23 protein-coding genes and 1 pseudogene are annotated in these 24,623 nt (G+C 34.9%); 18 read left to right on the top strand and 6 right to left on the bottom strand.

What is annotated here, in order from left to right:
- Positions 1-116 precede the first annotated feature (116 nt).
- The 5 genes and pseudogenes from F981_RS24385 to F981_RS12255 all read left to right on the top strand — a co-directional run bounded on the left by F981_RS24385 (position 117) and on the right by F981_RS12255 (position 2,432).
- Positions 117-463 (top strand): annotated as a pseudogene (locus F981_RS24385) (IS630 transposase-related protein).
- A 124-nt stretch (positions 464-587) separates the two neighbouring features.
- Positions 588-890 (top strand): transposase, encoded by a 303-nt coding sequence (locus F981_RS12270; protein WP_151027087.1) that lies wholly within the window; start codon positions 588-590, stop codon positions 888-890.
- A gap of 399 nt (positions 891-1,289) precedes the next feature.
- Positions 1,290-1,481, top strand: a complete 192-nt coding sequence (locus F981_RS12265) for a hypothetical protein (protein ID WP_004721980.1) — start codon at positions 1,290-1,292, stop codon at positions 1,479-1,481.
- A 71-nt stretch (positions 1,482-1,552) separates the two neighbouring features.
- The gene (locus F981_RS12260; RefSeq protein ID WP_004721977.1) at positions 1,553-1,780 is read left to right on the top strand and encodes a hypothetical protein; all 228 of its coding nucleotides are present in this window, start codon (positions 1,553-1,555) and stop codon (positions 1,778-1,780) included.
- 385 nt (positions 1,781-2,165) lie between these two features.
- Positions 2,166-2,432: a DUF2164 domain-containing protein gene (locus tag F981_RS12255; RefSeq protein WP_004721976.1), complete on the top strand. Its 267-nt coding sequence runs from the start codon at positions 2,166-2,168 to the stop codon at positions 2,430-2,432.
- 135 nt (positions 2,433-2,567) lie between these two features.
- On the opposite strand, the gene F981_RS12250 is transcribed toward F981_RS12255, so the two are convergent.
- Entirely contained in the window at positions 2,568-3,056 is a 489-nt protein-coding gene (locus tag F981_RS12250) for a GNAT family N-acetyltransferase (protein ID WP_004721975.1), read from the bottom strand.
- 147 nt (positions 3,057-3,203) lie between these two features.
- Positions 3,204-3,641: an SRPBCC domain-containing protein gene (locus tag F981_RS12245; RefSeq protein WP_004721973.1), complete on the bottom strand. Its 438-nt coding sequence runs from the start codon at positions 3,639-3,641 to the stop codon at positions 3,204-3,206.
- A gap of 406 nt (positions 3,642-4,047) precedes the next feature.
- Here F981_RS12245 and F981_RS12240 point away from each other — a divergent pair, with 406 nt between their 5' ends.
- The 4 genes from F981_RS12240 to F981_RS12220 all read left to right on the top strand — a co-directional run bounded on the left by F981_RS12240 (position 4,048) and on the right by F981_RS12220 (position 7,310).
- Positions 4,048-4,242 (top strand): hypothetical protein, encoded by a 195-nt coding sequence (locus F981_RS12240; RefSeq protein ID WP_004721972.1) that lies wholly within the window; start codon positions 4,048-4,050, stop codon positions 4,240-4,242.
- Between the two features lie 735 nt (positions 4,243-4,977).
- Positions 4,978-5,334: a roadblock/LC7 domain-containing protein gene (locus tag F981_RS12235; protein ID WP_004721968.1), complete on the top strand. Its 357-nt coding sequence runs from the start codon at positions 4,978-4,980 to the stop codon at positions 5,332-5,334.
- A 258-nt stretch (positions 5,335-5,592) separates the two neighbouring features.
- Positions 5,593-5,775 (top strand): ribbon-helix-helix domain-containing protein, encoded by a 183-nt coding sequence (locus F981_RS12230; RefSeq protein ID WP_004721967.1) that lies wholly within the window; start codon positions 5,593-5,595, stop codon positions 5,773-5,775.
- A gap of 1,307 nt (positions 5,776-7,082) precedes the next feature.
- A complete protein-coding gene (locus F981_RS12220) occupies positions 7,083-7,310 on the top strand; it encodes a hypothetical protein (RefSeq protein WP_004721965.1) in 228 nt (75 codons plus the stop codon).
- An 83-nt stretch (positions 7,311-7,393) separates the two neighbouring features.
- Here the strand turns inward: F981_RS12220 and F981_RS12215 are convergent, their stop codons facing one another.
- The 3 genes from F981_RS12215 to F981_RS12205 all read right to left on the bottom strand — a co-directional run bounded on the left by F981_RS12215 (position 7,394) and on the right by F981_RS12205 (position 9,521).
- Complete coding sequence (locus F981_RS12215; protein ID WP_004721964.1) at positions 7,394-7,684, bottom strand: hypothetical protein; 291 nt, start codon at positions 7,682-7,684, stop codon at positions 7,394-7,396.
- Positions 7,685-8,038: 354 nt separating this feature from the next.
- The gene (locus tag F981_RS12210) at positions 8,039-8,734 is read right to left on the bottom strand and encodes a hypothetical protein (RefSeq protein ID WP_004721963.1); all 696 of its coding nucleotides are present in this window, start codon (positions 8,732-8,734) and stop codon (positions 8,039-8,041) included.
- An 85-nt stretch (positions 8,735-8,819) separates the two neighbouring features.
- Positions 8,820-9,521 carry an exonuclease domain-containing protein gene (locus F981_RS12205; RefSeq protein WP_004721962.1) on the bottom strand — a complete coding sequence of 234 codons (702 nt, stop codon included), beginning with the start codon at positions 9,519-9,521 and terminating at the stop codon, positions 8,820-8,822.
- Positions 9,522-10,086: 565 nt separating this feature from the next.
- On the opposite strand from F981_RS12205, the gene F981_RS12200 reads away from it, so the two are divergent.
- The 7 genes from F981_RS12200 to rnk all read left to right on the top strand — a co-directional run bounded on the left by F981_RS12200 (position 10,087) and on the right by rnk (position 21,128).
- A complete protein-coding gene (locus F981_RS12200) occupies positions 10,087-11,340 on the top strand; it encodes a lipase family protein (RefSeq protein ID WP_004721959.1) in 1,254 nt (417 codons plus the stop codon).
- 816 nt (positions 11,341-12,156) lie between these two features.
- Positions 12,157-13,449, top strand: coding sequence for an alpha/beta hydrolase family protein (locus F981_RS12195; RefSeq protein WP_004721958.1), 1,293 nt, complete (start codon positions 12,157-12,159; stop codon positions 13,447-13,449).
- Positions 13,450-14,115: 666 nt separating this feature from the next.
- The gene (locus F981_RS12185) at positions 14,116-15,399 is read left to right on the top strand and encodes an alpha/beta hydrolase (RefSeq protein ID WP_004721955.1); all 1,284 of its coding nucleotides are present in this window, start codon (positions 14,116-14,118) and stop codon (positions 15,397-15,399) included.
- 637 nt (positions 15,400-16,036) lie between these two features.
- Positions 16,037-17,461, top strand: a complete 1,425-nt coding sequence (locus tag F981_RS12180) for an alpha/beta hydrolase family protein (protein WP_004721952.1) — start codon at positions 16,037-16,039, stop codon at positions 17,459-17,461.
- Between the two features lie 353 nt (positions 17,462-17,814).
- Positions 17,815-19,041: an alpha/beta hydrolase family protein gene (locus F981_RS12175; RefSeq protein ID WP_004721951.1), complete on the top strand. Its 1,227-nt coding sequence runs from the start codon at positions 17,815-17,817 to the stop codon at positions 19,039-19,041.
- A gap of 160 nt (positions 19,042-19,201) precedes the next feature.
- On the top strand, positions 19,202-20,455 hold the full coding sequence (gene glyA, locus F981_RS12170) for a serine hydroxymethyltransferase (protein ID WP_004721949.1): 1,254 nt from the start codon (positions 19,202-19,204) through the stop codon (positions 20,453-20,455).
- A 265-nt stretch (positions 20,456-20,720) separates the two neighbouring features.
- Positions 20,721-21,128: a nucleoside diphosphate kinase regulator gene (rnk, locus tag F981_RS12165; protein WP_004721946.1), complete on the top strand. Its 408-nt coding sequence runs from the start codon at positions 20,721-20,723 to the stop codon at positions 21,126-21,128.
- A 79-nt stretch (positions 21,129-21,207) separates the two neighbouring features.
- Here rnk and F981_RS12160 read toward each other — a convergent pair whose 3' ends face one another.
- Positions 21,208-22,749, bottom strand: coding sequence for a DUF4139 domain-containing protein (locus F981_RS12160; protein WP_004721945.1), 1,542 nt, complete (start codon positions 22,747-22,749; stop codon positions 21,208-21,210).
- A 266-nt stretch (positions 22,750-23,015) separates the two neighbouring features.
- Between F981_RS12160 and F981_RS12155 the strand changes: the two genes are divergently transcribed.
- Positions 23,016-23,513: a chorismate--pyruvate lyase family protein gene (locus F981_RS12155; protein ID WP_004721942.1), complete on the top strand. Its 498-nt coding sequence runs from the start codon at positions 23,016-23,018 to the stop codon at positions 23,511-23,513.
- A gap of 17 nt (positions 23,514-23,530) precedes the next feature.
- A complete protein-coding gene (ubiA, locus tag F981_RS12150) occupies positions 23,531-24,409 on the top strand; it encodes a 4-hydroxybenzoate octaprenyltransferase (protein ID WP_004721940.1) in 879 nt (292 codons plus the stop codon).
- Positions 24,410-24,623: the final 214 nt, after the last annotated feature.

Here is a 24,623-nt window from a genome sequence, read left to right as displayed (position 1 = left end):
AAAAGCTTTCATTGCCATATTTTGCTTTGAAAGTTTAAATACCTTTGCGTACCCCTCGCCCAACGGGAGGATAACCATCTATAGTCAAACTGTTAAAAATGTAAGATGCTAGATAAATGATTTATTCAGAACATTTTAGACGAAAAGTTTTAGCTAAACTTGAGGAAGGAAATTCTATTCGAGCCGTTGCCACTCAATTTGAAATTGATAAGAATACAATTTTAAGTTGGGAAAAAGTATAGAGATTAAAAGAGCTTGACCACGTAGACCATCAAAAATAGATGATGACGCTCTAGGGCAGATGTTGAACAATATACTGATGATTATCAATATGAACGTGCAGCACGTTTTGGCTGTGGAGTTTCTTCCATTGGCGATACATTAAGCCGCCTAGGGATTACCGTTAAAAAAAAGACCTCACTTCATCCGCAAGCAAAACCTGAAATCAGAGAACAATACTTAAAGACTCTGGATGAGTTAAAGCACAAGCATCCTATCGTTTATCTGGATGAAAGTGGCTTTAAATCACATGAACAACGACCTTATGGCTACTCTAAACGGGGAACACCTTGTTATGGATCATATAATTGATAGTTAAGAATCAAACCAATACAATTGGTGCAATATATCAAATTGGCTTATTTGGAGTTGGACTATTTGATTGCAAAGTGAATTCAGATGTATTTCATTTTTGGGTTAAGGAATTTTTTAACCTAGAATTGCCGAAGCAGAGTATTGTTGTGATGGATAATGTGACATTTCATAAAAGGTCAGATACTCAAGAATTATTAGAGCAACATGAGCATCATATATTATGGTTACCACTTTACAGCCCTGATTTAAATCTTATAGAAATGGCGTGGGTGAAGAATAAAAGGAAGAATGGTTAGTAGATTCTATCGGTATGCTGTTCAAATTATTCTTTTAAATATGTATGAGTAATTAAACGGTTTTACTATATATTTTTAAGAATATATAAGTATATCTATCAATAGGAGCCTAAGAAATATTAATATAAGTAAAGTGTGATATATTATAAGTATTGATTTTAATGATTAAATAGGTGGGGTGGATTAATTTTCTTTATATATGTTTTATTTTTTGAATTTAAATTTTTTGGATGTGGAATTAAAAAATATATATGTAATTATATAATTTAAATAACTGATATAAACCAATGGTGTTGTTGTGGTAAATATATCTTGATACGTGTTAATACTATCTATTTATTTAATAAAGGCGCATCTTGAATGAGTCATTAATATGAATGACAAAAAAGAGATATTACTATGTCAAATTTTACCAAGCAACCAAGTAGCAATCAGAATAAACAACCTGATGCTAATCAAGGCAATCAATCACAAGCGCCTCAGCAGCAACAGACAAATAAAGATCAGAATAAACAACCTGATAGCAATGAAAGCAATCCATCCCAAGCACAGCCAAAGAAAGTTGAAGAAACCCCAGAGCAAAAAAAATAGCATCTAGGCTTTTATTGAGTTAAGTGTAAATTGAAAGAAGGGAACTTCTTTCAATTTACTTAGGAGTTAAAATGATGATTAAAAAAGTAACTGTACATAAAATGTATGAAGAATTTCGACAATTTCCAATTACACAATATGTGGGAGAATATGATGAGTCATTTAATCTAGTCAAACTATTTAATTCATTCAATCAGGAATTAAGCAGAATATTTGGAACATATCAATGGGCTTTAGTTGGTACTGATGAGGTGTTTTTTGTAGAAGAAGATCCGGCCTTTCAAGGGAGAACACTTTAAAGTGAGTTGAAATAGTTTCCAAAAGATTTTAATCGCTTTTATAAAAAATTATATGTATTAGTAATTTCTAAATTTATTAAATTGGTATAATTTTAAATCTTTATAAGATTATTTTAAGTTTTTTATTAAAAATTTTTTTTTGATCTGTTATTACTATGCTGAGAATATTTTTTAATTTATTGCCTCCTACAAAATTCTAAAAATTATGTTTATCTTAAAACTACTTTATTTATTGCTATTTGGGTAATTTTTGTAATTGGTTGCGTAGGTGTTAAAGCATAGCCAGAGAAAACTCAAGATGTACGACATAATAAGACGCGATAAGATTGAATAAATTCTAAATAAGTATTGTAATGATTCTTTGTTATTTTCAGAAAGTAAGACTATGGCTAAGAAGCAAATAATTACATTTGATGAGTTTACGCGTGAACAATTAATTAGCTCATTGAAAAAATATGCCTTAAAGGAACTAGAGTTAGACCTTGGAAACTTTCCAGCACAGTTTTTATTTGATTTTATTGTAGATGAATTTGGACATCATTTTTATAATCAAGCGCTCAATGATACCCATGAATGGTTAGCAGAAAGATTTGCTCATCTAAATGAAGATTTATTCATTTTGTCTAAAGAAAAAATCAACAAAGCAAAATAAGCAGTGTCTTGGAAATCGTAACCAGCATGATTTCAATACTTGATGTGATAAGGTCAGAAGAAAGGTTATCTGATTTATGATCATTCATGCTAAGAAGCTTTTAGAAAGCCCCACCTAAGTATTTTAGGGTAGTACTTACTCGGTTCTTTCGATAGACGTTTTATTGAGTCGATACCTGAAAAAATGTTCATTACTTATGATGACCTCACCATCCAATTTAAATCCGAGTGAATAGATCCCTGTTAACTTTTTCCGTGTTGGCGGTAATAAAATTGTGATCGAATCAAAGCCCATCTCGTTAAATGCCTTGTTTATAATTTTATTAAAAATTTGTTTACCCATTCCCCAATATTGAGGGTGTAGCACTAAAGCCAAGTCAGCATCTCCATGCTCATATTGTAAACCTCCCCAGCCTGCAAATTGGCCATCAACAATAAATGCCCATGGACCATAACCATGGTTCATCCATAGGCTTTCTTTTTCATTAACCCAAGCATTACATTGATCTTCATCAAAAATAACGCCCTTGGCTAAAGGCATTTGCTTAAGGACACGTTCATTTGTATTTAATTCAATAATTTCAGACTTGCTCACATTGCTTAAACGGTCAAACTCAATCTCCAATAGGATCCTCCTAAAATATGAGTTGTTGCGATGGTTTTATTAATCTTATGGGGCTTTATGCAAGATGAGACCAAGCTATATTGATTCCAAGTATAGAGAGGAATTGATGCTGGTTTTACTTAAAGCCGATTTGTCAGCTGAATAATTCTATTGATTCTCTAATCTTACTTTAAGCGCATTATTCATTCGTTGAAAACTGGGCTTGGTTTTTGTCTGTAAGTTCTTAAGAAACGGTTTTACTAAAATTCCACTAAAGGCTTCACTATGGATCAATCTTGTTTGAACCGGAGTTATTTGTTCTAATCTAAATTTATGTTCCCCATCAAATACGCCCTTCACCAATAATTTTCCGCGCCAACTAAATTGTTTATTTTTTTGATTTTCAAGTACAACTGCTTTAAAAGACATTTTACTTGTCGCATCATTTTGTATGGTGACATTGATTTTGCCACCTTTATGGATTTCTCCTGTAACATCAATGATAAACGGATTCCAATTTTTATAATCTTCAAAATTTGTTAGGGTTTTCCAAACGATATCAATGGGTGCATTGATCAAAATTTCTGTTGTTATCTCAAATTTCATGTTAGCTCTATCGACTAGCTTGTGTTTTACCTAATATACACTTATTTCAACTTTTTAATATCGTTAAAATTAAGATCACTACTGATAGGATATTAAAAAAATTGAATAGAATAAGAATGATTTGCATATTTGAGTTATTGTGTGTTGAATTTTTATATCATTGATTTATTTTAAAATTATAAAAAATAACCTTGAATGAATCAATTCAGCATTTTAATTAATAAGCATAATTTAGGCAATTTCATAGCTTAAAAATAAATAGCTTGTTAAGCACGCTATATGAAATCTGGTGATAATAAAACACCAAAATAACGTGATATATTTCACTTTAATATTGTTTAGTTTGAGTTAATTAGCATTTTTATGTAAACTGTAGGCGAGGCTTTGTGATTTTATAGAGGTAATTATGATGATTTTTTATGATGGAGAGCATATTTTTCCTGAGCGTGCCAATGAATTTAAAAACTTTTTAAAGAAATATTTGATGGAACATCAAGCTGAATATTTATTAGAACAAAAAACATTTGTATACGACAGTGACTGTGATGAGTTTTTAGAGTCGGATATTCAGGAATTTTATAAAATTTGGTTGATGGCTTAACAAAAAAGACCTGATATTCATGGGTTAACCAGGTTTTTAAAGTCTGATAGAGTTTGGTGTTCTATTTCTTTGCCCTTATAGATGAAGCATTGTTTAGAACTAAAAAGATGCTCTGATCTTGGTTAATTCTAAAATAAATCATCAAATCATCTTGTAAATAATATTCTGCTAGAGGGCGTCTAAAAACCAAGTTTGAAAGAGGAATTGTAGAGATCGTTCCTCAGGGGGTACAATGATATAGCATACATCGTCTATATTTTAAGCATCTTATTTTTTAATATGGAAATAAGGTTGATGGCAGGTCATGCTAAATATATAAATGAAAAGAAATATAATAAATACCTTAATAGATATCGTATATGAATAAATAATAAAGTTTTAAAATATTTTCTTGTTAATTTTGCTGTAAATTAGAGTTTTAGTCTAAATATTTGTATTTAAATTATTTTATTCTTTGTTTTAATTTTATGTGATTTTTTTATAAAAAAATAAGTGATTTATTTATGCTTAAATTCATGTTTTTTATGCAGAACTTAAACGTAATAAGTGTTTTTTAGATTAAATAAAATATTTTAATTATAGAGTAATAGTGATCTAACTGTTTGTTTAAATTAAAAAAAGTTACAAATTATTATCATAAAATAATATTATATTATAATTTTATGATACTTTTTAAACATGAGGATGTTTTAAAAGCGACTCATATTATTTTTACTTAATAAAAGGCATATATAAATGGCTAAAATTGACTTAACACCTTTATCAGAAATTGACGGATTCACTGCTGCGGCACTTGTTGATAGTACAAGTGGCTTATCATTGGCTTCATATGGAACAGGAATTGATTTGGAACTTGCTGCCGCTGGAAATACGGAGGTTTTAAAAGCGAAAATGAAAACGGCAGAAGCGTTAAAATTACGCGACACGATTGATGATATTTTAATTACATTAGGAAAGCAGTATCACTTATTGAGGCCACTGGATAAAAACAGTAGCTTATTTTTATATCTAGTATTAGATCGCCAAAAATCTAATTTAGCGATGGCACGACACGAACTCAGAGTTTTTGAAAAAGAATTAGATTTCTCATAAGCATCAATGTTTTGGCTATTGCATCAGCGCTGTTGTGATAGCCTGTTGGGTGATTTTTGATTATAAAATCAAAATATTCAAAAAATATTCACCATAATTTATAATAGATTTATTGATAAAATTAGGTATTAAACAAAATAAATAATTTAAACTCAAAGTCATGCATTAAGCTAAGATTATTGTGAGATAAAAAATTTCATTGAAAATCTTGTAAATATTATTACAATTCTATAGCTAACAAATTTAAGGAAATATGGTATGGAAAATAAAACAGCAAGATTAACAATTTTGATTGATCCAAATAAAAAACAAGCTTTTGAAGAATTATGTAATCGTCAGGATTTAAAGCCATCTCAAGTTGTTCGTCAATTAATTCGTGAATATTTAGATAAGCATGATACTGAATATTCAACTAAATTACCCATAGCAAAAAATAAATAGAGATTAATTTTCTCTATTTATAAATACTTTACTGAGCCGTAAGATTTATTTGATATTTCTAGTGCTTTTAGAGAATAAAAATAATACGTTAAAATGAAAATGATCATTGCTTCTATTTTTCATGATTATTCCATGTGCTATATTTGTTTGAAAATTAAAGTTTTTAAGCAATCATATAGAATAAAATGAGTCGCGCTCAAAAGTTGCATAAGCTGTTGAAAAATTTTAGCTGATAGACCTGTATATTTATTTTGCTTTAAAAGATCAGCGCATGTTAACTCCCTTATTTGTTATTCAATTGTTTTTAAAAATAAATAAAAAAACAGGAAAGTTTAAGCTAGGATTAGCTTCATCATGTTCTATAAATTTAGCCACTCATGGTCAAGCAAATCATCCATTATAAAGGTTTAATCTTTTTTGCCATGCTTATTGCATTTGGTCTTGGTATTTTGCTCAGTAAAGCAGAGCTTCCTTTATCACAAAAAGGACATATTGAGACGGAATGTTTCGGTATACATATTCCTGAAAATTTAAAGTACACGCAGTCTAGACAATATTGTAGGTGTTTTAAAAACCGCTTGAATTACAGCAATAAAAGTGAAATCGAGAAAATGTGTTTAGATAAATAGTGGGAAAGGGGGGCTATCAATACCAATATAATTCACTCAACATGATCGCTTTTTGATTTATGAAAAGAGATTTAATGATATATAAATCTTAATGATAATCAATGTAATAGGTAATCTAGCGTGGTAGGTTTATAGGTTATTTTTATAAAATAATTTTTACTGGCTAGTTTTTGTTTAGTGTTATTTAGATTTTTTCAGGTTGATAGATATTAAATTATAGTCAATCAAACTTATCTATTATCTACCAATTAAAAAAATATTCAATTTCAAAATTGCTGTGATATCGTTCAATAATGTTACTGTATCTTGCAGATCAAAGCGCATCTGACTATATTAAAACTACAGTAGGTCGATAAGACGCTACGAAGTAGTTGGACAGATCAATGACGGCTTATTGAATTTGTGACTCCAGTTCAAATAAAAAATAAGCACTAGCTTTCCAACATAAAAAGCTCGCAGAAATGCGAGCTTTTCTTTTTCTGATTTTTTGAAACGTCATGAAATAATTGATTGAAGCTGTATTTACATAAAGTATTCAAAGTAACTCTCTATTTTATAAATAAAAAAAATAGTAATGTAGCTAATTTTTAACATTGCCATAAAATCTAACAACTTTAAGCTAATTTTTATTTTGGCGCATGCTATAAGAAAACAGTATATAAAAAAGAGGACAGAAAAATGACTGAAATGATTACAGTAAGGGTCAAGGATCAATATAGTAATGAGCTGAATGCGATGGCTTGGTTAAATAAGCTGCAAGAGCATGAAGACACAGATAATTTATCATTGTTCCAAAAAATTGATCATATCGTTGTTGATGGCGAGAAGATCTTACCAAGTATAGAGTTGCTTTTTGAAAGCAAAGAAAGTGACAGTATTTATCGTGTAATTGAACAAGTCAGCTAATTGTTATCATCAATTAAAAAAACGTGTTGGGTGAAAAGCCCAACACGTTTTATTTTTAATCAGTTTAAAAGGTTGTGTGAATATTAAGCAGCTTTAAAATGATCGAGTGTGACAGCAACAAGATGATATAAGGCCAAACGGTTTTTGTTTGCATGCTCAATTGCATTTTTTTCAATTTTAAACTTATCTTGAAGTGTTCCTCGAGAATAGCTTTCAACCAAAATATGTTGAGATGAAATAGGATCACTTTTGATACGTAAATCTTTTTGATATTTAATATTGGATACAGCATTTAAACATTGTTCAAACGTTGGGTAAAAATTTGAAAGTTCTAAAGCTGTTTGGTTGGTCGATTTTGTAAGGTATTGAGTCATAATTGTCTAATTGTTTTAAATCATTGGCGTACCTATAATTCTACAGAATGCGTGTAAAACAGACAATGTGATTTTGTAAAGAGATATGAATGTATGAGAATAAGCTTAAGAGGGTTTAAAAATTGATCTGTATTTCTCTCATTTAAAATTGCAAAGTTGGGATAATATTGTGCTTTTAAATCATCTTTAATATACATAAAACTTTGATTTATTGGCGGTAGCTTATTGGGCTTTAAAGTTTTGATATTCGAGAATAAATCAAAAATACCCTTAAATAAAAAGACTTAGAATGACTTTAAAGCACTTCATTTGTCATTCTAAGGGGGTGAATTGAAATAAATATTTAGGGTTGCTTTAAGATGATTGTAGATGTTGGAGTGAATAATTAATTTGTTGCATGGTTTGATTTAATTCTTGGGGAGAGATTCGACTTTCTTGAAGTGCGGTAATCCACTGCATTTGACAAAATTTAATATCTCGAATTGATTTTGCCTGCTGTATTTGCATGACCAATTGTTTGGTCATCAAGCCGCAATGCGTTTGTAGCAGGGTAGACATTTTGTATTTGATGTCATCAAAATTTATATAATTCAGTTCAGGCGTGGTTTCGGCATGCGCTACGTGTCTAGGTGTGACCGTGCTAACGCTTTGCTGGATGGGGTTTGGATCTGCTGATTTTGTATTTTGACTGAGCTGTGTATCGCTAATAATTGCTGGATTTTCAACTGCTTTAGGTGACGGTTTAAAGCCCATTTCAGTTGTCAGATTTGAAGGGGTGCGCTGATTTGATTGTTCAATCTTGGACGATTCTGATGTTATTTTTGACTTAACTTGAGGCGCACCATTCATTTGATTCTGAAAAATTAGACCAAGCTCTTCTAACTGTTGAAGAAGTTCTGGTGTTGCAAGCCGTTGCTTTAGTGAACTATTCAAAATTTTAAAATCATCTGTGCCGATAAGAAGCAGTAATTGTCTTTGGCGAGCAGTGAGTTGAATTGAGCGATGTTTTAAAGTCTGAATTCCCAAGTCAGTTTTAAAATAGTGATCCATGAGTCAAATTATTCCCCAATAAATTGACCCTAGAGTAAAGAATGAAAATTACACTAATATGACTTTATTGTTACAAATCATCAGTTTAAAGTGTGACGATGTTTGCATTCTCTAAAGCTTTGCGTAAATAAGGGTCAAGCTCATCTTGACGAAGCAACCATTGCACATAGTCTTTGGGTAATTCTGCAATCGCTGTCCCACGATGCTTACCAAAGTTAATACTGCGCGGGATACGCGCATCTTCTGAGGCTTCATATAATTCTTCAATGGTTTGAATTTTGAGTTGATAAACAATATGCATGAGAATATTTGCAGTTAAAATAATATCGGCATCTGCACGATGTGCACCTTTTAACATTTCACGTGCTTTCTCACTACCTTTACTGATCATATAAATCAGTGCTGATATATTGTGTGCTTCAGCATCAGGCCAAACAAGACGAGCAAGTGCCAGCGTACAAATGGCTTTGATATGAGCAGTATCTACGCCACATTGTTGGATTGCGCGAATATCATAATCAATATTATGCCCAATGATATATTGGGTGTGCTGAGGAAGTTCAAAGCTGGAAAAATTAGGTTGCCCGACAAGATCAGATTCTAAGATATGGTGAACTGCCATTGAGCCAAAGGAAATTTTTTCATTGCCAATACTATAAAGTTGATCGAACATTTGTTCCCGATCTAAGCTTAATTTCCCTTCTTGAATTTGAATCGGTGCATAAGCAATTTCAATGGGCAATCCATTGAGTGTATGAGTTTCAGTATCTAGAATTATTGCTTGCATACCTTTGTTCCTCAACAAATAGATAAGAAAGAGCGCCTTATTAAACTAGCTTTTTTAGACGCTAAATACAAATGAAACCCATCTAAAATTAAGATAAGTACAGGCTTTTGCTTAAATCACACGCAGAATCAGTTTTTTAATGTGAATTATCTTTAGAATACTTAAAACAAATGATTAAAAATTGATTGAAATTTAAATAATAAAATAAATCATTGATAAGAATTTATTCATCGGTAAGACTGTGAAAAATATATTAAAAAATTGAGTATTATGGAATTAATTTATGCTGATTGGTGTATAAAAACTACATTAAATTCAGTTGATTGATAAATGAAAAAGTTGGATTGATGAGATAATTTAATATGTTTTAAAGATTAAATCTCATTTGCTAAATTTATATTTATGTCTTAATTGTAATAAAGCCTAGCTTAAATATTGCCAGGTATTATGAAGTAATAACAACATAAACATTAAACTAAGATGAGTGATCTATTGGATCAGCGCTGGCAAGCGATGGGTTGACCCTGCTGAACTGATAGAAAAAATGATAAAAAGGAAGAATTATATGAAATTAAAATTACTTTCAGTGTTATTGACTGGATCTACGCTATTTCTAACTGCATGTGGTGGTGATGACGACAATAGTGATCATTTATCGACAAGCTCAGATGTAGATGTGAACAATATTCAAAATCCAGTGGTCAATACACCAGTACCTTATAATATTAAAAATGATGTTCTTCCACCCAATGCGGATGAGAGTGTGGTGATGACTTATAAAATGAAAGGCATCACAGGACAAGAAACTCAGGCAACCGCATTGGTCTTTACCCCTAAGACTGCACCGCCTACTGGAGGTTGGCCAATTGTGGCTTGGGCACATGGAACGACTGGTGTTGCTGACAAGTGTGCACCGAGTAAAAATAAATTATTTGTGCCTATAGCCGATGTGCATACTCAAAAAATGGTCGATGACTTTGTTAAGGCAGGTTATGTGGTGGTTGCACCAGATTATGAGGGTATGGGTGAACCGAGCGAGAAGGAGATCCATCCGTTTTTAAATTTAAAAAGTGAAGCTTATTCAATTACCGATGCTGTGGTGGCAACCAAAAGTTGGTTGGGCAATAAAGCATCCAATAAATGGGCGGTTGCTGGAATCTCGCAAGGCGGTCATGCAGCATTAGGTGCAGCGCAGTATGCAGCCCGTGCCAATATGGATTATAGGGGTGCAGTTGCAATGGCACCGGCAAATAATCTGGAATTGATCGAAAACCTGTCGGAAATGGCTTTAGCGGATGCAGATGGGTTAATTCAGATCGGCGGTTATGCTGCACTCGATACTTTAACGGCTTATATGGCAGCAGGTATAAAGGCGGTAAATCCAACTGAGGCTGTATACAGTATTATATTTAAAACACCTACTGATAAAATTGCTGAGAAAGCAGAAAGAGAATGTCTTGCAGGAATGGGGGCTGCTTTTGCACTACCGATGACTGTTTATAATATTAAGAACGGGAGTCTTAAAGATTATCCGCGTAAAAAAGAGGGCTATAAGAATGATCCAATCGTAAGACAATTTTTGGGTACAGATTCACAGCCCTTACAAACACTCGTTAAAACGCCGATTATTATTTATCAGGGCGGTAAAGACACTGTTGTATTACCACAGGCGACTGATGCCTTGGTGGCACAGGCACGAGCTTTAACCACCAAAATTGATTATAGAACCAATTCGAGTTGGGATCACACTGGTTCATTTACGGCCAATGTTGATAATGGACAACTGCTAGAAGATATTAAGACCTTGCTTGCTAATTAAATTTTGAGTGTGTTTAGTCCTTACAAGTGGCTTCTTTTATAAGTCTTTTTTTAAAACATAGATCAACATAAATTCCGCTCATCCTCGCCTTCTTCCGTAAAGGGAGAAGGCACCTTCAATACCAATATGATTCATTCAATAGAATCATTTTTTGATTTTTAAATCCTCTTCTTTGCAAAGTAAATACTGCTTATCTTTATTAAAAAAATGCGTTTTCTATGGTTAATCTGAATTGAGTCTCGTAAAAGTGGCATTTTTCTGGTTTAGGCTTTAAGGGAGCGGGATATTTTATTACCGAAATATCCAATCAAAATAGGTTATGGTTTTGAATTTAATTGTATTTGGTCGCAATTTTTTTATTTATTTTCCTTGATAAGTCTAAAGATTAATGCTCTTAAATTGCTTGAAATTTAAACATGTTTTATGGTTATTGTTAAGTTTTTTTAAATTAAAATAATCAAAAGCATATTTTCTTAACGCTACAATTCACAAAATTTAGATAATATGTGAATTATATAGCGGCTATTAATCAATATAAACGCAAGTATAAGATTGTATAAATACAGCATATTTTTAGTGAATTTTGTGCTAATAGCTTAATTTTTTTAAATATTTTAAATCATTTAAAGATCAAATGTAACTTGCTAAATTTTTATTTATGGCTAAATTATAATAAAGCTGAGCTTAAAAATTGTGCAGTTGTGACGTAATTTAAAAAGTCATCAAGCAAAAGATCAGCGATCTAAGGGGATCGTGTTAACAAATGATTTGTTAACAATAAAGTGATAGAAAAAATGATAAACAAGGATGAATGATATGAAATTAAATTTACTCACCGTAATGTTGCTTGGATCTGGTCTATTTCTCACTGCCTGTGGTGGTAGTGATGACAAGGGGGATAATTCATCTACAAGTACAAATGTAAATGCAGATGTCAACAACATTCAAAATCCAGTGGTGAATACGCCAAAACCGTATGTCATTGATGTTGAAAATTTTATTCTTCCACCAAATGCGGATGACAGTGTGGTGATGACCTATAAAATGAAAGGTATCACAGGGCAAGAAACTCAAGCAACCGCGTTGGTCTTTACTCCAAAAACTACGCCACCAGCAGGAGGTTGGCCAATTGTGGCTTGGGCACACGGTGCTGCGGGTGTTGCTGACAAATGCGCACCAAGTAAAAATCGATTAATTACGACTTCGCTTTTAACTGGTGAAGATAAATCTACCTATAATATGATTGATAGCTTGGTTAAAGATGGCTATGTCGTGGTTGCGCCAGATTATGAAGGGCTAGGTGAGCCGAGTGGAACGGAAATCCATCCATTTTTAAATTTAAAAAGTGAAGCTTATTCGATTACAGATGCGGTGGTGGCAACCAAAAGTTGGTTAGGCAACAAAGCATCGAATAAGTGGGCAGTTTTGGGACACTCGCAAGGTGGTCATGCTGCATTAGGTGCAGCACAATATGCAGCGCGTGCCAATATGGATTATAAGGGGGCAGTCGCAACCGCACCCGCAAATAATCTGGAGATGATTGAAACCTTGTCGGAAATGGCTTTGGCAGAAATGGAGAGTCCATCATTCCGTCAATCACTAGGCTATGCCGTGTTAGATACCTTAACCTCCTTTATGGCTGCGAGTATGAAGAGTGTTTATCCAACCGAGTCTTTATACAGTAAAATATTTAACTCGCCGACTGATAAAACTGCCGAACAAGCAGAATTACTTTGTACTTTTGAATTGGGTTTTGAATTTATAGGGGGGCCGATGGCAGAGTATCTGGAAAAAAATCAAGGGAGTCTAAAAGGTTATTCTTCTCGTAAAAAGAATGGCTTTAAAAATGATCCAATTGTAAGACAATTTCTAGACAAGGATTCGCAACCATTACAAAGTCTGATTAAAACCCCAATTATTATTTATCAAGGGGGCAGCGATGCTATCGTGTTACCACAGGCAACAGATGCTTTGGTAGCACAGGCACGGGCTTTAACTACTAAAATTGATTATAGAACCGATCCAACTTGGGATCACTTCAGTATATACACTGTGAATGTTGAAAACGGACAGTTGATGGAAGATGTTAAGACGCTGCTTGCCAATTAAATTTTGAGTGTTTTAGTTCGAAAAATAGGCTGCTTTTATAAGTCTTTTTTTAAAACATAGATCAACATAAAAGCCCCTATTATGAAAAATAGGAGGCTTTTTTATATGGATTTGAAGCATGTTGAAATTTTAGGAAACAATTTTTAAGAACATAGTTTTTTGGTCTGGTTATTAAACTTCTTTCATAAATCAAAAAACGCTCATCTTTTTGTTTAATATTCATTCTGCAAAATTTAAGATTTTCAGGCATCATCTGCATTTATTCCCAACAAATTCATTCATTCTTGCAGATAAAGGTTATCAAGGGATTTCTGTTATATATACCACTAAGCTTTTACCGTCCAAAACTAAAAAATGCGGTGAATTAGATCCTTTGCTAAAAACATATAATTGATAAAAGAATAAGGGCATTGAGCATGTGTTTTGTACATTAAAGACTTTCAAAATCTTTGTAGAGTGTTATCGAAATAAAGGGGAAAGACTTGGCTTAAGGTTCAATTTGATTGCAGGTATTTATAATTTAGAACTGAGTAAAAAGTGATTTATGAAAGGAGTCTATTAAAAATTTTTAATAAATTAGTTCTTTTGGACGATTTAAGTTAATTCAATTTGTTATCAAATATTCATTCAAAATACTAAAAAATATTATATGCAAGGATGAATAAAATGAAATTAAATTTACTTTCAGTCATATTGGCTGGATCCTTTCTATTTTTGACTGCCTGTGGTGGTGATGACAAGAGCGATACTTCATCCACAAGCCCAAATGTCAATGTAGATGTAAACAAAATTCAAAATCCAGTGGTAAATACACCCCAACCATATATGCCAAATTCCCCAAAAAATCGTCCAGAAAATGCAGCTGAGAGTGTGGTGATGACCTATAAAATGCAAGGCATCAAAGGAACAGAAACTCAGGCAACCGCATTGGTATTTACCCCAAAAACTACGCCTCCTGCTGGTGGTTGGCCGATTGTGGCTTGGGCACATGGTGCTGTAGGTGTTGCTGACGATTGTGCGCCGAGTACAAAGGAATTAATTACGACTTCGTTTTTAGGTGCACAAGATAGGTCTATCTATAACATGGTCGATAGTTTGGTTAAAGAAGGCTATGTGGTGGTTGCACCAGATTATGAAGGTCTAGGTGAACCGAGTAAGCAGGAGATGCATCCATTTTTAAATTTAAAAAGTGAAGCCTATTCGATTACAGATGCGGTGGTGGCAACCAAAAGTTGGTTAGGCAATAAAGCATCTAATAAGTGGGCTGTTGCGGGGCACTCACAAGGCGGTCATGCAGCATTGGGTGCAGCACAATATGCAGCGCGTGCCAATATGGATTATAAAGGAGCAGTCGCACTGGCACCCGCAAATAATCTAAAATTGATTGAGGAACTGTCGGAGATGGCTTTGATGAACATGGAGGATGGGACATTCGCTAAAACATTCGGTTATATCGTTTTAGATACCTTAACGTCCTATATGGCGGCGGGGATGAAAAGCCTTTATCCGACTGAGCCTGTATACAGTAAAATATTTAAGTCACCAATTGATAAAACTGCTGAGCAAGCAGAAAAGCTTTGTCTTGTCCCCTTGGGTTTTCAATTTTTGGGGGAGGTAGGTGCATATATGAGTAAGAATGAAGGGCGTCTTAAAGGTTATTCTTCGCGTAAACAGGAAGGCTTTAAAAATGATCCAATCGTAAAGCAATTTTTGGAAAAGGATTCACAACCGCTACAAAGTCTGATTAAAACCCCGATTATTATTTATCAGGGGGGCAGCGACAATGTTGTAATACCACAGGCAACGGATGCCTTGGTGGCACAAGCCCGTGCTTTAACTACAAAGATTGATTATAGAACTGATCCGACTTGGGATCACTTTAGTATATACGCTGCTAATGTAGCAAATGGCCAGCTGTTAACAGATATAAAAACCTTGCTTGCCAATTAATTGTTCAATGTTGACCATAACAATTTTAAATGCCCTTATTATCAGTGATAAGGGTGTTTATTATAGCGTTAAACACTATATTTTAAGTTTAGAAAAAGATGGCTTAAGAAACGTTGTTTTGATTTGGTTATTGATTATTTCTATCGTTTAGCTATTATCTGAACTGTTTTTTAGTATATTGTGACTGCAATGTTTAAATATTAATCATCTTGAATTGATTGAAACTTAAACTATACGATGATTGTTGATAAGAATTTATTTAAAATAAAAAATCAAACATATATTTGTATCACCTCCCTAATTCACAGTATTTGCAGAATATATGCGATATATAACACTTGGGGTAAATAATAAATAAATATGAGATTCTATAAATACAACAATATTTCAGTGAATTTAATATCAATATATTGATTTTAAAAATAATTTAAAATTTTAAAATATTAAATTCCACTTGCTTAAATATTATTTCTCGCATAATTATAATGAAGCGCAGCTTAAAAATTGCACAATGTGATGTAAGCAAAAAAAATAAACATTCATTATGCCTGTGGCTGGAGCTTCGTTAATTAGAGTTGGCAAATTGAATTTGTTAGCACTGAAGTCATAAAAATTATTATATGCAAGGATGAATCAAATGAAATTAAATTTAATCTCAATAATGTTGGTTGGATCTGGTCTATTGCTAAGTGCCTGTGGTGGCAATGGAAACAGTAATAATTCATCCACAGGTTCAAATGATGAAAAACCCATTGTAGAAAAGCCTGGTGATGTAATTCCACCTGACGAAAAACCAGGTGACGAAAAACCAGGAGATGAAAAGCCAGGTGACGAAAAGCCAGGCGATGAAAAACCGGGTGACGAAAAGCCAGGCGATGAAAAACCACCTGAAGATAAGCCAAATGTAGATGTCAACAATATTCAAGACCCAGTGGTGGGCACACCAAGCGCATATCAGAGCGCAGCAGAAAATCCACCAAATGCTGCAGACAGTGTAGTGATGACTTATAAAATGAAAGGCATCAAAGGAACAGAAACTCAGGCAACAGCATTGGTATTTACGCCTAAAACTGCACCGCCAGCTGGCGGCTGGCCAATCGTAGCTTGGGGACATGGTACAACAGGTGTTATTGACCAATGTGCACCGAGTCGAATGAAATTAATCACCACCACCATTCTTGGCGTAGATCGATCTACTCATGATATGATCGATAGCTTTGTTAAAGAAGGCTATGTTGTAGTCGCACCCGATTATGAAGGTTTGGGAGAGCCAGGTGGTCAGGAAATGCATCCATTTTTGCATTTAAAAAGTGCAGCCTATTCAATTACCGATGCTGTGGTGGCAACTAAAAGCTGGTTAGGCAATAAAGTATCCAACAAATGGGCTGTTGCTGGCGTCTCACAAGGGGGGCATGCCGCATTGGGCGCAGCAGAATATGCGGCGCGTGCCAATATGGACTATAAGGGTGCTGTTGCTTTGGCGCCAGCAAATAATTTAGAAATGCTTGAAAACATAACAGAAACGGATTTGGCGAATAAAACTAGAGCTGAGCAAATGATGGGCTATCCGGCGCTAGATGCCTTAACCTCTTTTATGGGTGCGGGGATGAAAAGTCTTTATCCAAACGAGCCTGTTTATACCAACATATTCAACGACCCTTATCATACCCCTGCTGCACGAGCAGAAGAACGTTGTCTTGCAGGGGTAATTGCGGCTTTTACTGACCGGACAAATAGGACTGAAGGGCTGTTTGGTCGTCTAGTCAACTTTTCACGGCGTAAAAAAGCGGAATATAAAGATAATCCGATTGTAAGGCAATTTTTAGATAAGGATTCACAACCACTACAAACGCAAGTAAAAACGCCAATTATTATTTATCAAGGGGGAGCGGATACTATCGTATACCCACAGGCAACGGATGCTTTAGTGGAGAAGGCACGTGCTTTAAACACCAAAATTGAGTACCGAACTGATCCGACTTGGAGGCACGTCAATATACAGGCGACCCATGTTCAAAATGGAAACTTGTTAAAAGATATAAAAGCCCTACTTGCTGATTAATTTTGTGAGTGTTCAATACTTAATTGTAGCAATGTAAAAATGCCCTTATTACTGATAATAAGGGCATTTTTTAAATCGTTTAGCCCTATATTTTAAGCTTAGAAAAAAGATCAATTGAGAAACTTTTTTGACTGAGTCATTGATTATCCCTTTGATTAGTATTATTTAATATTTTTAATATAGAGATCGTTCATCATTGTAAGTATTTGCTATAAGACAAAAATAAAGTGAAAATTTAAATAATGATTAAAAAAACTTGCCTAACATTTTTTTTTGAAGTATTCATGAAAGAATTATACGCGCTCAGCCGTATATATAACTTTAAAAAAATTGTGCTTTAAGGAATAAGTCACATGAAAAAAAATGCATTATCAATTTTAATTCTAAGTTCAGGTTTAGTTTTATCCGCGTGTAATAACGGTGGTAGTGGGGGAAATTCTTATGAATCACCTTCAAATACGGATCTAAACACTATCGCAAACCCTGTTGTTGGTACACCTATAGCATATACCAAGACAGATTTTTCTGCTGTGGCGGCTGATAGTGTGGTGATGACTTATAAGATGAAAGGGGTGAAGGGAACTGAAGTACAAGCAACCTCATTGGTATTTACGCCTAAAACTGCACCACCAGCTTCAGGTTGGCCTATCGTGGTTTGGGCGCATGGTACAACCGGTGTCGCTGATGTATGTGCGCCAAGCCGTAATGAGACCAATGCTGATATTAAAAAAATGATTTCTAAATTCCTTGCGGAAGGCTATGTGGTTGTTGCACCAGACTATGAAGGTTTAGGCGAGCCGAGTGGAACTGAACTCCATCCATTCTTAAATGTAAAAAGTGAAGGTTACTCGATTACAGATGCTGTGGTTGCAACCCGTAATTGGTTAGGTAACAAAGCATCGAAACAATGGGTGACTGTTGGACACTCGCAAGGTGGTCAAGCTGCTTTAGGTGCTGCACAATATGCTGATCGTGCAAATTTAGACTATAAAGGTACGGTTGCTGTTGCACCTGCGTCACAACTGAATTTGATTCTAAATGCTGGAGAATCTAGTGTGGCAAATGCAACGCCTGTTCAACAGATTCCAGTTTATGCATCTTTAGATACGTTTACCGCTCTGATCGCGGCAGGCTTACGTAATGCAAACCCAACTTTAGACTATAGCCAAGTCTTTAAAGTGCCGACTGATGCGATTGCTAAACAAGCAGAATCTGTTTGTTCTTCTCAACTAGGCGATAAGTTCGGGGGAGCAATGGGACAGTATGTTGCAATCAATGGATCATTGAAAAATTATCCAAGAAAAACAGATACCTTTATGTCGTTACCAGCCGTTAAAACTTTCTTAGAGAAAGATTCGCAACCTCTACAAGTTCAAGTTAAAACACCTATCATCATCTATCAAGGTGGCGCTGATACCACTGTACCGAAAGCAGCAACAGATACCTTATATGGTACGGCGAAAGCACTGGCGACGCAGGTGCATTACATTACCGAACCAACTTGGGATCATGGTAAAGCCTATTCTGAAAATATCGACAATATTGTGGCTGATGTAAAAGGAATGTTTGCAGCACAATAACTATTTTAAATTGTAGATTTGAGCAAATGGCTTATGTTTTCAACATGAGCCATTTTTATTTAAAACGGAGCAAACTTGATTCTGTTTAATTACAAACTTCATGCTACAATACGCGCAATCTTAGCACGGCTTAAAAGCCCTAATTCATAGGACCTCGCTAATGTTCGCCAATATCTCTATTTCTGAATTTGATCCAGAAATTGCTCAAGCAATCACTCAAGAAGATGCCCGTCAAGAAGCTCATATTGAGTTAATCGCATCTGAAAACTATTGCTCACCAGCTGTTATGGAAGCACAAGGGTCAAAACTCACTAACAAATATGCGGAAGGTTACCCTGGCAAGCGCTATTATGGCGGTTGTGAATATGTTGATGTGATCGAACAATTGGCGATCGATCGTGCTAAAGCATTATTTGGTGCTGACTATGCAAATGTTCAGCCACACGCAGGTTCTCAAGCAAACTCAGCAGTTTATCTTGCTTTACTCAACCCAGGCGATACTGTTTTAGGTATGAGCTTGGCACATGGTGGTCATTTGACCCATGGTGCTAAAGTCAACTTCTCTGGTAAATCATATAATGCTGTTCAATATGGTTTAAACGTAGAAACTGGTGAAATTGATTACGAAGAAGTTGAGCGTTTAGCTATAGAGCATAAACCACGTATGATCGTTGCAGGTTTCTCTGCATATAGCCAAATTGTAGATTGGCAACGTTTCCGTGAAATTGCGGATAAAGTTGGTGCTTATTTATTTGTAGATATGGCTCACGTTGCTGGTCTAGTTGCCGCAGGTGTATACCCAAGCCCAGTTCAAATTGCTGATGTAACAACCACGACTACGCACAAAACTTTGCGTGGCCCACGTTCTGGTTTAATCCTTGCAAAAGCAAACGAAGAAATTGAGAAAAAGCTTCAATCTGCTGTATTCCCAGGTAACCAAGGTGGTCCATTGGTTCATGCTATAGCAGCAAAAGCAATTTGCTTTAAAGAAGCAATGATGCCTGAATACAAAGAATATCAAAAACAAGTGGTTGTAAATGCTAAAGCGATGGCTGAAGTATTGATTTCACGTGGTTATGATGTTGTATCTGGTGGTACAGAAAACCATTTATTCTTGTTGTCTTTAATTAAGCAAGATGTGACAGGTAAAGATGCTGATGCTTGGTTAGGCGCTGCTCATATTACTGTAAACAAAAATGCTGTACCAAATGATCCACGTTCTCCATTTGTTACTTCAGGTATCCGTATCGGTACGCCAGCAGTAACAACACGTGGTTTTGGTGAAGCTGAAGTTCGCGACTTGGCTGGTTGGATTGCGGATATCCTCGATGCAAAAGGTGATGAAGCTGTTATCAATGCGGTGAAAGCAAAAGTTGAAACAGTCTGTGCAAAATTCCCCGTTTATGCTAAATAAGCATTAACTTGAGAAGGCCTCCTCTCAAGGGGGCTTTTTTTATGGTTGTTGAATAAGTTGAAAAGCTTAAACACCGAAGTAAATATCTGTTATAAAAGAAGTAGATTATGGGAGTTTATTGATACTTCGTTTCACGTTTCCGACATATAGGTTACATGCTGTAATTTTCGGCTTGTGGCTTAATTCATTTATGAAATGTCAACAGACCTATTATAAACATCGCTGCTATACCCAAATGATGTGAAAGATCGAAGGAATTAGGCACATGGCTAGTAAACCAAATATTATTATTTCAGAACAAGATTTACATCGCTTAGAAACGATGTTGGAACATCAGTCGAAATTGACTGTGACGATGCAACATTTAGAAGAGGAATTGGCACGAGCAGATGTGGTTGCGCCTCAAGATATGCCGCCCAATGTGGTGACCATGAATGCAAAGGTTTTAATCACCATAGCACCCTCAACGGAAGCAACAGAAATTACCTTGGTCTATCCGCATGATTTTCGTGGTGAGGCAGGGCAGGTCAATGTGGTTGCACCTGTAGGTACTGCAATTCTTGGCTTGGCTGAAGGACAGGAAATTGAATGGCCACAGCCTGATGGTCATTTGATGAAAGTTAAAATTGAAAAAATAGTGTATCAGCCTGAAAGAGAAGGCGATTATCTCTAATAGAATTTAAGAGATAAAATTTACCTGTTTAAATAAAGCCCAGTCATTACTGGGCTAAATTTTATATAAAAAACAAAAGTTAAAAACCTGAAGTTCTTCCTTTGCTTGGATACTTAAATTGATGCTGAATATCTAATTTATAAATCTGCTTTGGATTTAAATCAATTTGCCATTGGTTGATATTGGGTTGCCCATTCCATTGTGTTGCAGTCGGTGGAATATTATAGGTCGATTGTGTGCTGAGTTTACCGTTCTGGCTTTGTGGTTCAGCTTCAAAAATCGTAACTTGAATTGGGTAGCTATGTAAGTTTTGCACTGAATATTGCTGTTTTCGGATGGTTTCAGATTGAGTACCTTTGACTGGATTTTTCTTATCGGTTAAATCAGTCACTTTAATTTGAATTTGATCATCTGTACCAAAGCTCATTTGAAGTGCTTCATCTGCGCTATTGCTCCAAGCTCTTTGCCCAATATAGTCGCCATCACGATATAGTTTTACAGTCCCAGAAGGCCAATTTTGATCAAGTTTTGAAATTTCAGCGTTAATTGTCGCTTGAGTGCTTTGCTTAGGAATTGCCCAAACTGAAAGTTTTGCGGCATATTGTTCTGTACTTAAAGGTAAAAAGATTTGCTGTTGGCTGCTGGGAATGGAGGCTTTGGTTTCTGAACGGAATTCAGTACTAAAATTTAAATCAGCCGCTTGAAATTGTGGAAATTGAGGCGGGGCTTTTTTGGCCTTAGCTATCGACTTTTCATCATAACTGACTTCAGCTAAAGCCATAGGCGCTGGTGCAACGGGATAAATTGGTCGTACAGGTTCTGGTTCATAATAGTTGACCCACCATTGTTGTGGCTGCACTTGTTGAACGTAGTTTTGCGGTGTTGCTGTGAACAATGCCAATTTAACATTGTTCCAGTCTTCACCAGTTTTTTGTGCAATCATTGCCATACGGGTGAGTTTAATTTGCTTGGTTTGGGTATTTAATTCGGCTTTATATATCGGTTGCCAACGTGCATAAGGCACCATATAGCTAATTTTAATTTCACCACGTTGCGGGGCATTGACATAAAACTTAAGTGTACGTTGGTTAAACTCGCTGTCGCCAATGGCATTTAAGTCTTGTTCAAGTTCTTGTAAACGTTGTTGTAACTTTTCTTTTTCTGCCTTGGCTTGATCAATGGCAATAAAGGCCTCATAGGCTTGTTTGCGTACTTTTGGCGCAGAGCCTTTAATGACATTTTCTAAAAACTTATTTTGTAATTCAGCCGCTTGAATAATTGAGTTTTGTTCAGAAATTTTCTTTTTAATATCCTCTATATTATTGCGCAATTGAGAAGACTCATTTCCAGCAGGTTTATCCAGTGCGCTATCTGTATGAGAAACCGCATTGACTTCAATATTACTACTTTGATATTGCAGTTGATCGATATTGAAGTTTGCCGCAAGACCATTCAATGTGACAAGTTGTTCTCCTGCTTGTACAGGAATGGTTCGTTCAATTTTTGCCAGTGTAGGATACAGTGTGACTTGTTGAATCGGTGAATTGGATAAGTTAAGTGCAAAGCTATATGTTGAAGGAATGCATAAAATGCTGAGTTGTAGTGCTGTTTTTATATTCATTATGCGAGGCCCTAAAATACCTGAGATCAGTGTTAATATTTAAAATGTAGCAGAAAGTGATACAAATCAAAATAGTGATTAAAAGAGAAAACCAGTTGGTGCGAAGTTGATGAAATAAAGTTATCTTAATTTTCACTTGAATCTCTCGTTTCCCTGTTTTTATTTTTGATGGATTGTTCATTCAATTTTAGGATTCAGACGATCAATTTAAACAAAACAAGAAATTTCAGTTACACTAAGTCATCCAAAATTTGAAGGGCTGAACATTGAAACAATCATGCACAATACGGGATAAGAAGTTTCCTCCTGAATTAAAAACATGGTTGTATGCACAAGGTTCACTGACTCAGCAGTTAACTGATGTCGCGGGTGGTGTTTTTAAAGTTCAACCGATTCAAGAGCATTATCAAAGAATGAGTGTGCTGGATAGTCAATGGATGCTGATGCCACAGCAACATACCTCATGGGTACGTGAAAGTTACTTATTTGGTTGCGATGAACAACCTTGGGTAAAAGCAAAAAGTATTTTTCCTATTCTTAGTATCCATGGCAAAGCACGTTTATTTAAGCATATTCGAACCAAACCGATCGGAAAATTTTTATTTCAACGTACCAATCCGCTGTGTGAACGGCGTGTTTTAAAATTAGCAGAAGGTTGGACACGTCAAAGTTGTTATACTTGGCATGGTTGTAAATTTATTGTTCAAGAGACTTTTCTACCTGCCTTTGAGCAATTTTTGCAACAACAGCATATTTCAAAATAGAGTATTGAAGGACTGTCATGTCGATCGCGCAACACACCACTTGGCAACAACGGTTAGAAGCTTATTATTATCTGTGTCGTTTTGATAAACCAGTTGGGACAGAATTGGTTTTATGGCCGACCATGTGGGCATTATGGATTGCTGCAGAAGGTATCCCCGATATTGTGACACTGGTTGCAATGGTCTTGGGGACAATTTTTATGCGCGCAGCCGGTTGTGCGATCAATGATTTTGCTGATCGTAAAGTGGATGCACATGTAGAACGAACTAAAAATCGCCCTCTGGCTACTGGGGTGATCTCAGCCAAAGAAGCGATTTGGGTGTTCATTGGTTTGGTGGCCGCCAGTGCGTGTACTTTATTTTTCTTACCGATTGCAACTTTTTACTGTGCGCTTGCAGGTTTAGTCCTCGCCTTTATTTATCCCTTTATGAAGCGTTATACCCATTTACCACAAGTGGTCTTAGGGATGGCATTTTCTTGGGGTATTCCGATGTCGTTTACCGCAATGGGAAAACCTTTAGACTGGACCTGTTGGTTGCTTTATTTTGGCAATTTAGCATGGACGGTGGCATATGATACCCAATATGCAATTACAGATCGTGAATATGATTTAAAAATTGGCGTGAAATCAACTGCTATTCTTTTTGGAAAATACGATATTCAGATTATCTCTTTATTGCAATTGACCAGTGTATTGTTGATTGGTACAGCATTGTATTTAGAAAATATATTGATTCCATTTGGCTTGATTGCATTGTTATTGGTTGTTGCTGATTTTATTTACCAATGGTCTAAAACCAAAGCGCGAGATCCACAATTATGCTTTTGGGCATTTAGACATAACCGTTGGGTCGGTTTAATTATCTTTGTCGGCATTTTTATTGCATTATTTTGAATTTAAATTATTAAAATAAACCACTTTTGAAATTTCATCTGTATTTATAATAATACGAAATATTGATGAAATTTCACTAGATAAAGAAAAATAATAATTTATAAATGTGAGATATTCCTCTGTTTTGTTAAAAAATATTGTAGCAAGACGCATTTATTTATGCTTAATTAAGGGTGAACACGGAGCTGTTCAAACAATAAAAAAATTGAGGAAT

The organism is Acinetobacter guillouiae CIP 63.46, assembly GCF_000368145.1.
GTDB lineage: Bacteria > Pseudomonadota > Gammaproteobacteria > Pseudomonadales > Moraxellaceae > Acinetobacter > Acinetobacter guillouiae.
Note: the sequence above shows the minus strand (reverse complement) of the source record. Positions and strands in the feature narration are given on the sequence as shown.

Coding starts and splice junctions, on each gene's coding strand:
- glyA (WP_004721949.1), top strand. CDS start 19,202: ATGTTCGCCAATATCTCTATTTCTGAATTTGATCCAGAAATTGCTCAA.
- F981_RS12265 (WP_004721980.1), top strand. CDS start 1,290: ATGTCAAATTTTACCAAGCAACCAAGTAGCAATCAGAATAAACAACCT.
- F981_RS12180 (WP_004721952.1), top strand. CDS start 16,037: ATGAAATTAAATTTAATCTCAATAATGTTGGTTGGATCTGGTCTATTG.
- F981_RS12235 (WP_004721968.1), top strand. CDS start 4,978: ATGGCTAAAATTGACTTAACACCTTTATCAGAAATTGACGGATTCACT.
- F981_RS12175 (WP_004721951.1), top strand. CDS start 17,815: ATGAAAAAAAATGCATTATCAATTTTAATTCTAAGTTCAGGTTTAGTT.
- F981_RS12160 (WP_004721945.1), bottom strand. CDS start 22,749: ATGAATATAAAAACAGCACTACAACTCAGCATTTTATGCATTCCTTCA.
- F981_RS12255 (WP_004721976.1), top strand. CDS start 2,166: ATGGCTAAGAAGCAAATAATTACATTTGATGAGTTTACGCGTGAACAA.
- F981_RS12230 (WP_004721967.1), top strand. CDS start 5,593: ATGGAAAATAAAACAGCAAGATTAACAATTTTGATTGATCCAAATAAA.
- rnk (WP_004721946.1), top strand. CDS start 20,721: ATGGCTAGTAAACCAAATATTATTATTTCAGAACAAGATTTACATCGC.
- F981_RS12185 (WP_004721955.1), top strand. CDS start 14,116: ATGAAATTAAATTTACTTTCAGTCATATTGGCTGGATCCTTTCTATTT.
- F981_RS12245 (WP_004721973.1), bottom strand. CDS start 3,641: ATGAAATTTGAGATAACAACAGAAATTTTGATCAATGCACCCATTGAT.
- F981_RS12200 (WP_004721959.1), top strand. CDS start 10,087: ATGAAATTAAAATTACTTTCAGTGTTATTGACTGGATCTACGCTATTT.
- F981_RS12210 (WP_004721963.1), bottom strand. CDS start 8,734: ATGGATCACTATTTTAAAACTGACTTGGGAATTCAGACTTTAAAACAT.
- F981_RS12205 (WP_004721962.1), bottom strand. CDS start 9,521: ATGCAAGCAATAATTCTAGATACTGAAACTCATACACTCAATGGATTG.
- F981_RS12260 (WP_004721977.1), top strand. CDS start 1,553: ATGATGATTAAAAAAGTAACTGTACATAAAATGTATGAAGAATTTCGA.
- F981_RS12220 (WP_004721965.1), top strand. CDS start 7,083: ATGACTGAAATGATTACAGTAAGGGTCAAGGATCAATATAGTAATGAG.
- F981_RS12215 (WP_004721964.1), bottom strand. CDS start 7,684: ATGACTCAATACCTTACAAAATCGACCAACCAAACAGCTTTAGAACTT.
- ubiA (WP_004721940.1), top strand. CDS start 23,531: ATGTCGATCGCGCAACACACCACTTGGCAACAACGGTTAGAAGCTTAT.
- F981_RS12195 (WP_004721958.1), top strand. CDS start 12,157: ATGAAATTAAATTTACTCACCGTAATGTTGCTTGGATCTGGTCTATTT.
- F981_RS12240 (WP_004721972.1), top strand. CDS start 4,048: ATGATGATTTTTTATGATGGAGAGCATATTTTTCCTGAGCGTGCCAAT.